Here is a 15,353-nt window from a genome sequence, read left to right as displayed (position 1 = left end):
TACTGATCAGTTTCAAAATTAGATATCTAGATTTGAGACGGTTAACGCATTTTCTTCAATAAAGACACGACGTGGCTCGACATGATCACCCATCAAGCAGGTAAACATATGATCAGCGGCAATCGCATCTTCGATAGTGACACGTAGCATACGACGGTTTTCTGGATCCATCGTGGTATCCCATAGCTGGTCGGCGTTCATCTCACCTAGACCTTTGTAGCGCTGGATAGCCAGACCACGACGCGCGTCGAGCATCATTTGCTGCCAGAGATAATCGAAGTCACGTACTGGAATATCTTTAGTCGTGCCCGCACTTGCTTCACGGCGGATAAAGGCATCACTCTCAAGCAGGGTATTCCACTCGCTTGATAGACGTAATAATTTGCCATACTCACTTGAGTTGATAAAGCTAGCATCTAACAGATAATGGTGTGCCAATTGATGCACATAGACTGTGACACGTGGTAGCCACTGCGCCTTAGTAGATAAAGCCTCATTGTCTGATGCTTCGCCTTCTGCGGTGCTTGCGGCCTCAGTGCCAATTGCAGGTGTCATACCCAATAGATCGGCAGCCGCTGAATCCATATCTTGTGACTGCGGTGCATGAATATTGACCAACTCAATCTCAGGATTTAACTCACTACCAAAGACGTCAAGCTGAGCCTGCATGGCTTTTTGCCAGTCCTGCATCGCAGACTCATCATAAGTCATATCAACGGATAGCTTTGGCGTATGCGTCAACGCATCCAAGATGACCGCTGGGAAGCGAATCTGCAAACGCGCTTTGATCAGCTGAGTTTGGTTATAATCATTCAGCAATGATTCAAGCGCTTGCCCTGTAATAGCAGGCGCATCCGCACTAACATGTAGCTTGGTACTATCAATGGTTGATGACAATAGATACGCTTTTAGCGCCTCATCATCTTTGAGATAAAGCTCTTGACGACCCTTTTTCACTTTATATAGCGGCGGCTGGGCGATATATACATAGCCACGCTCGATCAGCTCAGGCGTTTGACGGAAAAAGAATGTCAGCAGCAGGGTACGAATGTGTGAGCCATCCACATCGGCATCGGTCATGATGATGATTTTATGGTAGCGTACTTTATCTGGATTATACTCATCAGGGCCGATACCACAGCCAAGTGCCGTGATCAGGTTACCCACTTCAGCGGACGATAGCATTTTGTCAAAACGTGCACGCTCAACGTTCAAAATTTTACCTTTTAGCGGCAAAATCGCTTGAGTCTTACGGCTACGACCTTGCTTCGCTGAGCCACCTGCAGAGTCACCCTCCACAATATATAGCTCAGATAGTACTGGATCTTTTTCTTGGCAGTCAGCCAACTTACCCGGCAGACCTGCAATATCCAGAGTCGTCTTTCGGCGAGTCATCTCTCGCGCTTTACGGGCCGCATCACGCGCACGAGCAGCTTCCATGATTTTATTAGCAATGGCTTTACCAGCGCTTGGGTTTTCTAGCAGATAATCATTGAACTTATCATGCATCGCTGATTCGACAGCAGATTTCACTTCACTTGAGACCAGCTTGTCTTTGGTCTGGCTTGAGAATTTTGGATCAGGCACTTTCACCGAGACAATAGCCGTTAGACCTTCACGAGCATCATCGCCAGTCGCCGCGACTTTTTCTTTTTTGAATAAATTCTCACGATCCATGTAGCTGTTTAAGCCGCGTGTCAGGGCTGAGCGGAAACCTGATAAATGCGTACCGCCATCTTTTTGCGGAATGTTATTGGTGAAACACAATACTTTTTCGTTATACGTATCGGTCCACTGCAGCGCGACTTCGACACTGATACCATCGTCTTGCTGACTGGTAAAATGGAATACTTCATTGATACCGTCTTTACCTGCATTGATATAGCTGACAAACTCTAGTAAGCCGCCTTTATGCTCAAACTCACGACGCTTATCAATACGCTCATCGGTCAGAACGATACGCACACCGGAGTTCAAAAATGACAGCTCGCGTAGGCGTTTTGCCAAAATATCATATTCAAAGACTGTGCCGGTGAATACGTCGCTGCTTGGATAAAAGCGGATTTGCGTACCGGTTTGATCGGTCGCTTCCATCTGCTGAATATCAGCGTCAGGTACACCATCAGTATAGGTCTGACGGTAATGATAGCCTTCACGCCAGATATTCATCTCAAGCTTTTTAGACAACGCATTGACGACCGATACCCCAACACCATGCAGACCGCCTGAGACTTTATAGCTATTATCATCGAACTTACCGCCTGCATGCAGGACTGTCATGATGACCTGCGCCGCTGACACCCCTTCCTCTGGATGGATATCGACTGGTACACCGCGGCCATTATCCATCACACTGACAGACTCGTCTTCGTGAATGATGATATCAATCTGATCACAGTGACCGGCCAGCGCCTCATCAATAGAGTTATCCACGACCTCAAAGACCATATGATGCAAGCCTGTGCCATCGTCAGTGTCACCAATATACATACCAGGGCGCACGCGTACAGCCTCTAGCCCACGTAGTACACGGATATCCTTAGAACTATAATCAGAAGGTAATACTTCTGAAACTACAGTAGATACAGCGGCTTCAGTAGCACTGTCGTCTATCAATTGCTCGTGGTCAATAGGTAATGAATCACTCATGTACATTCCTTAATCTAGCCATAATCAGCCGTTTTTATCAGCGCACTTATAAAAATGCACCTCATGATGGCATCTTAAAACCAACTTCTATTATTCATCACTTAGAGTGCATATGAGCGGCTAAACTACTAACCACCGTTAGCCTAAAAAAGGCTGCATAGAGATAAAATTGGCAAATTACTTATTAGTAATAGTCTTTGTTTTTCTAGCCATTGTTAAAACTATTGAAATAAATAAAATATTTAATTATCAATTACTTATAAAGAAATAAAAAATAGAAGTCTGTTATATGATGCTATCGAATAAATTGCTGAGAACAGGACAAAAATAAAGGGTTATTTTAGCATTTTTTTGTCTGTAAGTCACTGTTTACTGGGAGTTTTACGACTTATGAGTCGGTGTCTTTGTCTAATAGCTAGTATAAGTAATAGTCGTGACTGTGATACTCAGTAAAGGACGCATAAAAGGCGTTATAAGTAGGCAGGAAAATGCTTAAAGTGATGATAAGCGATTAAGAATTAATCAACAGGAATTAATCAACAGACCATATCTGACCTTGTTTCACGTGAAACAACCTAGGTTTTGACCATAACTCATTAACCAGATGTACGATATCATCCGTCAAGCTGGTCATGAACACCTGACAAGGCAGCTGCGCTAATGTTGATAAAAGAATACCTATCGCCCTATCGTCTAGCTCTGCGGTGATGTCATCTAGTAGCACGACAGGAGTCGCTCTCGATGTTGAGTTATTAGCGAACGAAGCGCTATATTTATTATCATTGAGCAGTAATGGTAGTTGTGATAAGCGTAGCGCAGTAATAAGCAGCTTCTTTTCACCGCGGGACAATACATTTGCTGCCTGCTCTTTTAGAGTTGGTAATTTAGCATTTACCTCATGGTTTGAGGACGCTGTATTTGTATTTGTCGCCTGACTATCTATAACATCATCAGACCGTACAGTATTATCAGAGCGCCAATGTACGTGGATATCAGCCCGATGATTGCCTATACGGGTATATCCTAACTGTAAATCCTGCTCTAATCGCTCATTAAGCTGTACATCAAGCGCGACATTAGTGTCATAGCCAGCGTTATAACTTAGGCTCAATTTCTCAGCATAAGACGGCAACAATTGCAGAACACTTTTGGCAAAATAAGGCTGCCACTCAGTAAATACTTGCTCACGATAATGATGTATCAATGCCGCATGATTACTTAGTCCTTTATCCCAAGACTTTAGCTCAGCTAGCTGGACTTGCGTCAATTGACGAGTCTTTTTTAGTAAACTATTGCGCTGTTTTAACAGGCGTTGATAGGCGACCCATTGTGGGTGGAAACCTTGTTTCATGTGAAACACCAACCAATCTAATAGCTGGCGACGACTGGCACTACCCTGCTCTAACATATCCATCGTTGAGGGATCTATCAATAGCGTGGGCAGCTGCTCAGTCAATATACTTTGATTGTAGACAGTCGCTTGATTAAGACGCAGAATGGTTGTCGCATCTGCTTGTTTTTGAATGGCCAACGTACGATCATCATTGAGCTTAGCATAGACCGTTGCATGGTTTTGATGATGCTGTATATAACGTTTTGGCTGGTGATGGCGAAAGCTTTTGCCTCTCGATAATAAGAATATCGCTTCAAGTAAAGAGGTTTTGCCGCTACCATTTGCACCGATGACAACGTTGCAAACGGTCGACTGCAAATTAACTTGTGTGAGGTTGCGCAGATTTGATACTTGTAGACGTTCAATCATGATATCGATAGCCGCCCATTATTTTCAGCTTTCAAAGCAAGCAAAAGTTTATTTAAATTTAAGCTGTCCGCGTAAATACTTAAAAGATGCTAGCGCGGTTCAATGCTGTATGATGTGCAAAAAATCAGACTATATACGCATCGGCATGATGACGTATTGATGGAACTCATCATTAAGCTGATTGACCAACACTGAAGCATTCGATTGGCTCATATGCATCTGCAAATCACCTTGAATAACACTTAGCACATCTTGTAGATACGCAGCATTGAATGATAACTCCATTGGTTCGCCCTGATATTTGGCTTGTATCATCTCCACGGCTTCATCTTGCTCAGCATTGTTGGCACGTACCTCTACCATACCATCACTGGCAAAATTAAAGACCACACCGCGCGACTTCTCATTACTCAAAATCGCAACCCGGCGTAATACGTCAGTCATTTTTTCTTGATTAAATAACGCGAGCTTATCTGTATTGCTTGGCATGACGCGGCGATAATCAGGGAATTTGCCATCAATCAAACGGGCAGTAAACGTCACCATTAGGTTTTGGCTGACTTGCCCTGCACTATCTACATCGCCAAATGGTAAGCTCACTTGCAAAAACTCACGCCCAAAACTCAGCGTCACTGCATTGTCCTTATCGCCTAGCATTTTGCCAAGCTCAGTCGCCAAACGCTCAAGCTCGATCACTGCCTTACGTGGCAAGATAGCCTGCATGCTCAGATCAGCACTCACATCTATAACGCTACGTGCCAAGGCCAATCTATGTCCGTCAGTCGCAACGGTCGTCAGCTGCTGCTGTGAAACATCAAACAGCATACCCGTCAAATAATAACGTACATCTTGAATTGCCATCGCAAACTGAGTTTTGTGAATCAAATCTGTCAATCGACTACGGCTGATGTTCAACGGCGTGATATTTTCAGGATTGCCCAAGCTTGGATAGTCTTCACTTGGTAAGGTGCCTAGCGTGAAACGGCTCTTGCCACTGGTAAGCAAACAACGCTCATTCGCTTGAGTCGCTAGGTTAACTTGGGCTTGTGCAGGTAAAGACTTACAAATATCTTTTAGTTTTGTTGCAGGTAGCGTCGTTGTTCCTGCTTCAACACAAGCACCAGCAGGCAATTTCAAGGTCGATGTCAGCTCCACTTCTAAATCTGAGGCTGTCAAGATAAGCTCGGACTCTGATAACTGCAGCTTAATATTACCCAATATCACCATATTATGGCGTTTATCAGCGGCTTTGGCGATCAAGTTGATAGCTTTTAGTAACGATTCTCGATTGATCGATAATTGCATGCTTAGTTACTCTTATTTGAATGATTTTTTTATAAAAATTTGACGTAATCGTCTAATAATACCTTGTCTACCGACTATAATCTACAGAGCATCTATCTGCTTATATTTTCAATATTATAAACGATATTTTCTCCCTAAAATACAGTGAAGACTCACTCTACTAACCTGCCTGTAACATCAACGCTAGCGTCTTATAATCCTTGTCAAACGCTGGATCTGATGCTCGTAATTCATTTACCTTATCGCAAGCGTGCATCACTGTAGTATGGTCACGTCCACCAAATGATTGACCAATTTCAGGAAAACTATCACCTGTTAACTCACGCGATAAGGCCATCGCTATTTGGCGAGGTCTGGCGATGCTACGCGTACGTTTACGCCCCATAATGTCTTTCACCGTTACATCATAGTATTCAGCGACTATTTTTCGGATATTATCCATATTTACGGCTTGTACACGCATAGCAACGATGTCTTTTAACGCGTATTGCACCATCTCAAGAGTAATCTGTGCACCTGTCAAATTGGCATTTGCAAAAACTTGATTGAGAGCACCCTCCAAACGTCTGACATTGGATACCACGTTTTGAGCGATAAACAATGCACACTCTTTAGGCAGCACCATGCCATAAGAAGCGGCTTTTTTCTGCAAAATTTGCATGCGAGTATCAATCTCAGGAGGGTCAACTGCGACTGTCAATCCCCAAGAAAATCGCGATCTAAAGCGTTCATCAAATTCCGTCATTTGTGATGGATGACGATCAGAAGCCAAAATCAGTTGTTTGTCACCACTGGTAAAATCTGCAAACAATGTTAAAAATTCATTACTGCTTTTGGTCTTTCCTGCTAAGACGTGAATATCATCTACAATTAATAAATCTACTTTTTTTATTTTCTTTTTAAAATCTTCTATTTTATTATTTCTTAATGAATAAACCAATTGGTTTATAAATTTTTCAGAAGTAAAATAATAAAAACTTTGATTATTTTTTAGATATCGATGTGCTACAGAATGCATTAAATGCGTTTTTCCTAATCCAGAAGGTCCATATATAAATAAAGGATTGTGTCGATTTTTTGATTGTTTTTTACCAAGCTCGTAACAAGCTTTGTAGGCCAGATTGTTGGACTTACCAGTGACGAATGTCTCAAAAGTAAAGTCAGGGTTGAGATAGCTTAATGACTTGGCATCCACTGAGTCGATCAGTTCTCCCTGACGCATATTAGCGTCGATACCTGCTTTTGAATTATTATGATGGATAGATTCAAATTTATGCTCAGATGGAGTAGGGGAGGGCTTATCCTCCAAAAATAATGATCCTGTTTTTGTCTGCTGACTATCGTCTACCTCACGTCCAGCATTATCAACACGGACAACAACCTCCTCAATGCTACCTTGACTGTGCTTAGCAACCAATTGCTGAATATCTTGAAGATGGTTCTTTTTAATATACGTGACAAAATAATCATTAGGCGCAAGAATGATCAGAGTTTGTGCTTCTTGATAAGCTGATAGAGGTCTCAGCCACATGGTAAAAACGTTGTCTTTAACGTTATAGCGCAAATCGTTCAGACATTTATCCCAAATATTTGCTGTGTCTATCATGAAAAATACTAACCCTATAATTTGCAATAATAATTAACTTTAATAGCCTGACCTTCTACAGAAATACTTGGTATCAACAGTGATTAACTATGTTAAAAGTCACACTGGAAAGTTATGAGAAGCCACACACGAAGTAGGGGCTAATCTAACATAAATACCCTGTGGATAAAACCTTGTTTTTTGGGGATAAGACTGTGGATAGTTTTGTGGATAACTCTACAAGATAAGTTATCCATATTTAGCCCACAGGTTATCCACAACCTTACCCATAGCCTAGTGTTTTGATAAATAAGGATAAAGTGGAGTTAGCCACAGATAAGTAAAGCCCCAATAACAACAACTCTATATATATTAATTAATTATTATTATAGATTTCATGCAAAACTGTGGATAACTTCAGAAATTATTTACTGTCAACTAAAAACACTGATTAAACAAAACGGAAGTATTGAACAAATAATATCTAGCAATCTGATAGCAGAAACTGAATCTCTGAAAACAGGCTAAATTAGTTTATTGACCAAAACTATACTGGATGGTATAATCCTCCGTTATTACGAATTTAGTCCATTATTTTGATAGGTGAGTTATGAAACGTACATTCCAACCAAGCGTGATCAAGCGTAAACGTACTCACGGTTTCCGTGCTCGTATGGCAACTAAAAAAGGCCGTCAGGTCTTAGCTCGTCGCCGTGCTAAAGGACGTCATCGTCTAACTGTATAATCAGTAGATAGCGATAAGCATGGCTAATATTGCTTGTTGTGCTCCTATTGTTTATAGATTGCAATAGTCAATCATCACAACTGACACTTAGCCATATATTAAAAGCGCCCGCATCGGCGCTTTTTTTGTTTCTATATTTTGCTATTATCTTTAATATCGCCATTCCCTATCATATTAGGTCATACCATGCCCAAATCTCTTTTAGCTACACCTACAGCCAATTTTACTAAAGAGCAGCGCCTACTGACACCAGCAGCTTTTCGTGAAGTGTTTGACGCACCTGAGCGTAAGATACATCAGAGCCACTTGATGGCGTTTGTGAGACCCAGTGCCTGTGACAAGCCACGTATCGGTATGGCGATTACTAAGCGTAAAGTGCCTACTGCTGTCGTTCGAAATTTGATTAAACGACATATCCGTGAGCAGTTCCGTACAAAAGCTTTTAAATTAGAAAATAAAGATATTGTTTTTATAGTAAAAAAATCGATAAAGGATATTGATAATAAAGAATTAAAAAAAGAAATAAATAATATTTTTAAAAAAATAGAAAAAAAATAAAATGAAAAAATTATTAGTTTTAATAAATAAAATAATTTTTGTTTTTATATTAAATATAATAAAATTTTATCAAAAAATAATTAGCCCTATCATACCTGCTCGCTGCCGTTACTATCCCACCTGTTCAAACTATGGTAAACAAGCTTTGGCGTGGCATGGCACTCGTGTAGGTAGTTGGTTGCTGTTAAAACGTCTTAGTAAATGTCATCCGCTTGGTGGACACGGCATTGATTTTGTCCCGCTCCCTTTATCTTCTTATCGGTATCAATATATACCTTCTACAACGAGTAGCGATAGTAGAGGATGGGGTGTTTACCGAGATCGTCAGGGGTATGTGCCACGTCTTAACTACTTAATGAAGACAACATAAAAATCATAACTTCGGGCTTTAGATATCATCTTCAATGACTTACCCACAAGTTATCCACACTCTTGGTATCATTTGAAGCAGATTTTTAGTAAAATGATGCACATTTTATGTAAATGACTCTCAACGCGGTTATCGATCATGATGATAACTATGCAATACAGTCATGACACATGCCCTAATTTTTCATTCCCTAATTTTTAATCTAGGAAAGGTTTATGCAAAAGATATTTCGGGTGATGATCATCATTGCGATGCTAATTACCGCTTATCTGCTGATTTTGGCATGGCGAGATGATTATGCCGATGCACCAGCTGTAGAAGCAGTGCCAGAAACTACAAGTTCAGTAGGTGCTGACATTCCTTCTACCACTGGTGCCGCAGGCGATATTCCGGTTCAGACCCTACCTGTGGATAACGCAGCTGTGACAGCGACCCCTGCAAAGGACACAGGATTAATCACGGTAACAACCGATCGCTATGAAATCAAAATCAACCCAGAAGGCGGTGATATTGTCTATGCTGCGCTCAAGCAGTATGACGCGACGCTCGATAGCGATAAGCCTTTCGTATTGCTAGAAAACAACAGCAACCGTGTATACGTGGCTCAGTCTGGCTTGATTGGTCAAAATGGTATTGATACGGCAGAAGGCCGTGCGATTTATAGCCACACCGCCAACAATTATGTAATGGAAGCAGGGCAACAGACATTGTCAGTACCGCTTACTTACAAAAAAGATGGCGTGACAATCACCAAGACATTCACCTTTACTGAAAACAAATATCCGATCGATATTAGCTACAAAATTCAAAACGCCTCTACCAATGCGTGGCAAGGTCAGATGTTTGCGCAGCTAAAACGCGACGATAGTAAAGATCCTGGCATGTCTGATAAAGGCGCGCTGAGCATGGCGACTTATCTAGGTGGTGCGTGGGGTACGCCAGATGATCCATACAATAAACTGAAGTTTAAAGACTTCAGCGATGGTGAGTTGACGACGACCAGTGATAAAGGTTGGGTTGGCATCGTACAGCATTACTTTGTCTCTGCATGGACGCCTGAAAACTTCACGGGTAAATTCTTTACCCGCGAGACTGGTAACGACTACTTTATCGGCTTTAACAGTCAGCCAGTCAATGTCGCACCGAATAAGCAAGTGACGTTGGATGCCACACTGTACGCAGGTCCAAAAGTACAGTCTGAGCTAAAAGATGTGGCAGTTGGTCTGAATAAGACGGTTGATTACGGTTTATTGTGGCCAATATCGAAAGTCTTGTTTGCTATCTTGGAAGGTGTGCATAAAGTTGTGGGTAACTGGGGTTGGTCAATCATTATCCTCACCATTTTAGTCAAAATTGCTTTGATGTGGTTCTCTAATAAGAGCTATTATTCAATGGCAAAAATGCGCGCTATTGCGCCGAGACTAAAAACGCTAAAAGAAGAGCATGGCGACGACCGCATGAAAATGTCGCAAGAAATGATGGCCATCTACAAAGAAGAGAATGTCAATCCGATGGCGGGTTGTCTACCTATCTTGATGCAGATGCCAATTTTCTTAGCTTTGTATTGGGTGCTCGTAGAGAGTGTCGAGCTGCGTCATGCGCCTTGGATTTTGTGGATTCGCGATCTTTCAGCCATGGATCCTTGGTTCATCTTGCCGCTATTGATGGGTGTTTCCATGTTCATCCAGCAGCAGTTGAATCCGCAGCCAGCAGATCCAATGCAAGCAAAAGTGATGAAGTTCTTGCCAATTATCTTTACCGCATTCATGCTATTCTTCCCAGCAGGTTTGGTACTATATTGGACAGTGAACAACTTGTTCAGTATGACTCAGCAATATATTGTAAATAAGAAAGTCGAAGAAGAGCAGAAACGTCGCACGGTAAAAATAGTTGACTAATTGACGCTCTATCAGAAGGATAAAAACAAAAACCATCGCGCAAGCGGTGGTTTTTTTATAAGTGCTAAAATGTTATCCACAGCTTATCAACATTAAAGAGAAAATATCAACGATTAGGCCGCGTTTCAAAGTTTGCTTTGTCACTATGAGCACAGACGTCTATAATGGGATTTTTAGTTATTGAGAGTTATTGTGGATTCCTTAGAGATGGCATTAGCCACACCGAATCATTCTGAAAAATCTAATACATCGGGACTCGCCACGATTGCTGCGATTGCAACGCCACTCGGGCGAGGGGGTGTGGGTGTTATACGTCTGTCAGGTAGCCGTGCTTACGCCATGGCCTGCGCGCTGACGGGTAAATCTGCTTTTACGCCGCGTATGGCTAGCTTCTGCCGCTTTTATCAGGCGGATGGCACCGTTATTGATGAAGGGCTCGTACTGTTCTTTAAAAGTCCGCACTCATTCACGGGTGAAGATGTGATTGAGCTGCAAGGGCATGGCGGCGTTATTTTACAGAACCAGTTGCTTGCACGTGTATTTGAATTAGGCGCCAAACAAGCGAGTGCCGGAGAGTTTTCTTATCGCGCTTTTGATAACGATAAGTTGGATTTGGTGCAGGCAGAGGCGATCGCTGATGCGATTGATGCGACCAGTGCGGCGGCCGCGAGTAGTGCGATTCGTTCACTAAGTGGTGAGTTCTCCCAAAAAATAAACCAGCTATTAGAACAGTTGATTCATTTGCGCTTGCACGTTGAGGCTGCCATTGATTTCCCTGATGAAGAGGATGTCGATTTTTTATCTGACGGCGTGATACAGAGCAAACTTGAGCAAACGCAAGATAAGATACAGCAAGTCTTAGCCACAGCAAAGCAAGGTCAGCTCTTACGTGATGGTATCCATGTTGTCCTAGCAGGTAGGCCAAATGCTGGTAAATCAAGCCTGCTAAATCGTCTAGCAGGGCAAGAACGTGCTATCGTGACCGATGTCGCTGGCACCACGCGTGATACGTTACAAGAGACGGTCGTGCTCAATGGTTTGACACTTCACCTTACCGATACGGCAGGCTTACGTGATACAGAGGATACCGTAGAGCGTATCGGCATTGAACGTGCCCGTACCGCCATTACCCAAGCTGATATGCTGCTGATGGTTTACGATGTGACTCGCGATGTTGAAGAAGAAAGCACACCGTTGCAATTGGCTGAGCAGTTATTCGGCGAGCTGCCAGATGCCAAACGCTTACTCATCATTGCCAATAAAAGTGATCTACTGAGCGATGATAGTAGCGAAAAATCTGCCTCTACGATGCAAGCCGAAATCAAAGATAGAGGCTACGAACAAGTTAATGTTTCATGTGAAACAGGCGCTGGTATCGATAATTTAGTCGAAGCACTATGCGCTAAGGTAGGTTTTCATCCACCAGAAAATAGCTTAATCGCTCGTACTCGTCATATAGATGCTCTCAGACGGACAGCCAACTGTTTAACAGAGGCGCATGAGCAGTTAACGGTATTCCAAGCAGGTGAGTTGGTTGCTGAAAGCTTGCGTCAGGCCCAGCAGAGTTTGGGTGAGATTACAGGTGAGTTTAGTGCTGATGATTTGCTTGGCAAAATATTTGGTAGTTTTTGTATTGGTAAATAACGGTTGAATAACTCTATCTATTACTCAATACATTTGTCTATCTCATAAGTTTTGCTTTTATTCTTAGTCATAAAAGAAGGAATTGCTATGCACTGCCCGTATTGTAATGCATCAGAGACAAAAGTGATTGACTCACGTCTTGCTGCAGAAGGTGCGCAAGTGCGTCGCCGCCGTTCATGCAACAGTTGCCAAGAGCGTTTTACAACGTTTGAGATGGTAGAAGTGGTGATGCCAAGGATTATCAAATCCAGCAACAAGATTGAACCTTACGACAATGAAAAGCTGCGTCGGTCTATCTTATTGCCTTTGCAAAAGCGCCCCATCACTATCGATGAGCAAGAAGCAATGATCAGCCGAGTTGAAAAACGCGTCAGACAGATGGGTGAGCGTGAAATCAGTAGTAAAGTCTTGGGCGAAATCATCATGAGTGAGCTAAAAACTTTAGATGATGTTGCCTATGTGCGCTTTGCTAGCGTCTATCGCGACTTTCAAGACATTGATGCTTTTCATCAGGAAATTGCCAATATCCGTCCAAATGACAAATAAGCTGGTACATCAATAAATATGTCTAACTATTAAACTGATTTTGAGTTCAAAGCGCCTAGATTATTAAATAAAATTCTCCGTAATTATTACCAATCATTCATAAGCCTACTGTTATGCCAACTATAAATCACTCTCAAGATGCGCAAGATCGCTACTTTATGATGCTTGCTATCGAACAAGCTAAGCTCGGTTTATATACTACTAGGCCAAATCCAGTAGTAGGTTGTGTCATCGTCCAAACTGAAGAAGTGGTCGGTCAAGGGTTTCATCCGAAAGCTGGTGAGCCACATGCAGAGGTATTTGCATTAAAAGAAGCAGGCGATCGAGCAGTGGGCGCAACGGCTTATGTGACTCTAGAGCCATGCAGCCATACAGGCCGTACACCGCCGTGTGCGTTGGCACTTATTAAAGCTAATGTAAAGCGTGTTGTGATTGCCGGCCTAGACCCCAATCCACAGGTGGCAGGTCGCGGGGTAAAGCTACTTAAGCAAGCTGGTATTGAAGTGACAGTTGGCATACTGACGGAGCAGGCAGAAGCATTAAATCGCGGGTTTTTAAAAGCCATGCGGACTCAGATGCCATATGTCAGATTAAAAATAGCGACTAGCCTAGATGGTCGCACCGCGATGGCATCTGGTGAGTCAAAATGGATTACATCAAACGCAGCCCGCGAAGATGTACAAAAGATACGCGCACGAAGTGGGGCAATCATAACCGGTAGTGAGACAGTGATAGCTGATGATCCGCAGCTCAACGTGCGTTCAAATAAACTAGGCGTATTACCCGAAAAAATACCATCACCTCAGATTGTAGTGCTCGATAGACGTCAGCGTTTAGAGCACAGTGCTCAGTCTGATTATCAATTGTGCCGCCGTACAGATACGATTTATTGGCGCACAGATGATCTCACTGATTTACTAGCAACATTAGTCAGAGACCATCAGTGTTATGATGTCTTGGTGGAGGCGGGTGCTGGCGTTGCGGGAAGTTTTTTGAGTCAGCAGCTCGTCGATGAATTGATTGTTTATCAGGCGCCTTGTCTCCTTGGTGATCAAGCGCGACCAATGGTCAATTTCAATCCTATCTCACTGGCTCAACAGTTGCGCTTCGATATTTATAATTATGAGAAACTTGGTTCTGACCTTAAATTAACGCTATTGCCTTTGTAGGTTGCTTATTTGTGATTTTGTTATCCGCAAAATGCTTATAATGTGAACTATATGTGGATAAGTACGTTACTATTTTAAATGTTCCACATGAAACTGTGTATAACTTTGTTCCACATGAAACATGAAAAGCTGATTATTTTTGAGTTTTTATGATAAATTATATACTAATCAATAACTTATGTTTTTTTAAATCTTACGTTGCGAGCGCTAAACTAAATTTAGCATCATTGTGGATAACTCTATAATTAATAAAGACTTTAAGAATATTCTATTGACTTATACTTACTTATCCACAATCTATCCTATGACCGCCTGCATTTCCCGTGTGTTTCACTGCGAAGTGTACTCAGAAAGACAGCACTAAGAAATTTGGTTAAGTATTTGATAAATAAAGTGATGTGTTTATAACAGCATTATAATAACGAGATGAGGATGATATGTTTACTGGAATTATAGAAAGCGTTGGAACCGTAAAATCGATGCAACCAACGGGCGGTGATATACGCTTAACAATAGAGTCTAACGACCTAGATTTTAGCGACGTAAAGCTCGGTGATTCTATTGCATCGAACGGTATCTGTTTGACTGTTGTAGAGCTAGGTAATAACCATTACTCTGTTGATGTTTCACGTGAAACTATTGCTCGAACAGCGCTAGAAGCATTAAAAGCAGGTCATACGGTCAATTTAGAAAAAGCGATGCTACCAACGACTCGTTTTGGTGGCCATATTGTTGCCGGTCACGTGGATGGGGTAGGTGTCGTCAGTAAACTACAGCAAGACGCACGTTCTATTTATATTGAGATTGAGATACCACAAGAGTTGGCGCACTATACAGCGACCAAAGGTTCTATCACGGTAGATGGGATTAGTTTGACTACCAATCTGGTACGTGACAATATCGTTTCTTTAAATATTATCCCGCATACGGCACAAGTGACTAATATTGCGAAACACTGGCTGGTAGGCAGTAAGGTGAATATAGAGGTGGATATCGTTGCACGCTATTTGGAGCGTTTGCTAAATAAATCACAATCTGGTGGTATGAATACTGCAAATCCTCAAAGCCAAATTACAGAAGCTTTTTTAGCAGATAATGGCTTTATGAAATAACGTTTGAGGC

Annotated in this window: 12 protein-coding genes; 8 read left to right on the top strand and 4 right to left on the bottom strand. The window is 42.1% G+C overall.

From position 1 onward, the window contains the following. Positions 1-18: 18 nt before the first annotated feature. The 4 genes from gyrB to dnaA all read right to left on the bottom strand — a co-directional run bounded on the left by gyrB (position 19) and on the right by dnaA (position 7,322). Positions 19-2,649: a DNA topoisomerase (ATP-hydrolyzing) subunit B gene (gyrB, locus tag CUR83_RS00815; protein ID WP_093070236.1), complete on the bottom strand. Its 2,631-nt coding sequence runs from the start codon at positions 2,647-2,649 to the stop codon at positions 19-21. 532 nt (positions 2,650-3,181) lie between these two features. Next, the gene (gene recF, locus CUR83_RS00810) at positions 3,182-4,411 is read right to left on the bottom strand and encodes a DNA replication/repair protein RecF (RefSeq protein ID WP_093070238.1); all 1,230 of its coding nucleotides are present in this window, start codon (positions 4,409-4,411) and stop codon (positions 3,182-3,184) included. A 129-nt stretch (positions 4,412-4,540) separates the two neighbouring features. After that, positions 4,541-5,716, bottom strand: a complete 1,176-nt coding sequence (gene dnaN / locus CUR83_RS00805; RefSeq protein WP_186475341.1) for a DNA polymerase III subunit beta — start codon at positions 5,714-5,716, stop codon at positions 4,541-4,543. Between the two features lie 160 nt (positions 5,717-5,876). Then, positions 5,877-7,322, bottom strand: coding sequence for a chromosomal replication initiator protein DnaA (gene dnaA, locus CUR83_RS00800; RefSeq protein ID WP_284719791.1), 1,446 nt, complete (start codon positions 7,320-7,322; stop codon positions 5,877-5,879). Between the two features lie 589 nt (positions 7,323-7,911). On the opposite strand from dnaA, the gene rpmH reads away from it, so the two are divergent. The 8 genes from rpmH to CUR83_RS00760 all read left to right on the top strand — a co-directional run bounded on the left by rpmH (position 7,912) and on the right by CUR83_RS00760 (position 15,343). Next, complete coding sequence (gene rpmH / locus CUR83_RS00795) at positions 7,912-8,046, top strand: 50S ribosomal protein L34 (RefSeq protein WP_007394757.1); 135 nt, start codon at positions 7,912-7,914, stop codon at positions 8,044-8,046. Positions 8,047-8,232: 186 nt separating this feature from the next. Then, the gene (gene rnpA / locus CUR83_RS00790; RefSeq protein WP_093070245.1) at positions 8,233-8,604 is read left to right on the top strand and encodes a ribonuclease P protein component; all 372 of its coding nucleotides are present in this window, start codon (positions 8,233-8,235) and stop codon (positions 8,602-8,604) included. A gap of 1 nt (position 8,605) precedes the next feature. Beyond that, positions 8,606-8,974, top strand: a complete 369-nt coding sequence (yidD, locus tag CUR83_RS00785; RefSeq protein ID WP_093070248.1) for a membrane protein insertion efficiency factor YidD — start codon at positions 8,606-8,608, stop codon at positions 8,972-8,974. Positions 8,975-9,189: 215 nt separating this feature from the next. Continuing rightward, a complete protein-coding gene (yidC, locus tag CUR83_RS00780) occupies positions 9,190-10,872 on the top strand; it encodes a membrane protein insertase YidC (RefSeq protein WP_093070251.1) in 1,683 nt (560 codons plus the stop codon). 207 nt (positions 10,873-11,079) lie between these two features. Further along, the gene (gene mnmE, locus CUR83_RS00775) at positions 11,080-12,516 is read left to right on the top strand and encodes a tRNA uridine-5-carboxymethylaminomethyl(34) synthesis GTPase MnmE (RefSeq protein ID WP_093070253.1); all 1,437 of its coding nucleotides are present in this window, start codon (positions 11,080-11,082) and stop codon (positions 12,514-12,516) included. A gap of 87 nt (positions 12,517-12,603) precedes the next feature. Next, positions 12,604-13,062 carry a transcriptional regulator NrdR gene (nrdR, locus tag CUR83_RS00770; RefSeq protein WP_071002667.1) on the top strand — a complete coding sequence of 153 codons (459 nt, stop codon included), beginning with the start codon at positions 12,604-12,606 and terminating at the stop codon, positions 13,060-13,062. A gap of 113 nt (positions 13,063-13,175) precedes the next feature. Then, a complete protein-coding gene (gene ribD / locus CUR83_RS00765; RefSeq protein ID WP_071002668.1) occupies positions 13,176-14,231 on the top strand; it encodes a bifunctional diaminohydroxyphosphoribosylaminopyrimidine deaminase/5-amino-6-(5-phosphoribosylamino)uracil reductase RibD in 1,056 nt (351 codons plus the stop codon). Between the two features lie 437 nt (positions 14,232-14,668). Next, on the top strand, positions 14,669-15,343 hold the full coding sequence (locus CUR83_RS00760) for a riboflavin synthase (protein WP_071002669.1): 675 nt from the start codon (positions 14,669-14,671) through the stop codon (positions 15,341-15,343). Positions 15,344-15,353: the final 10 nt, after the last annotated feature.

The organism is Psychrobacter pocilloporae, assembly GCF_029872915.1.
GTDB classification, from domain to species: domain Bacteria; phylum Pseudomonadota; class Gammaproteobacteria; order Pseudomonadales; family Moraxellaceae; genus Psychrobacter; species Psychrobacter pacificensis.
Note: the sequence above shows the minus strand (reverse complement) of the source record. Positions and strands in the feature narration are given on the sequence as shown.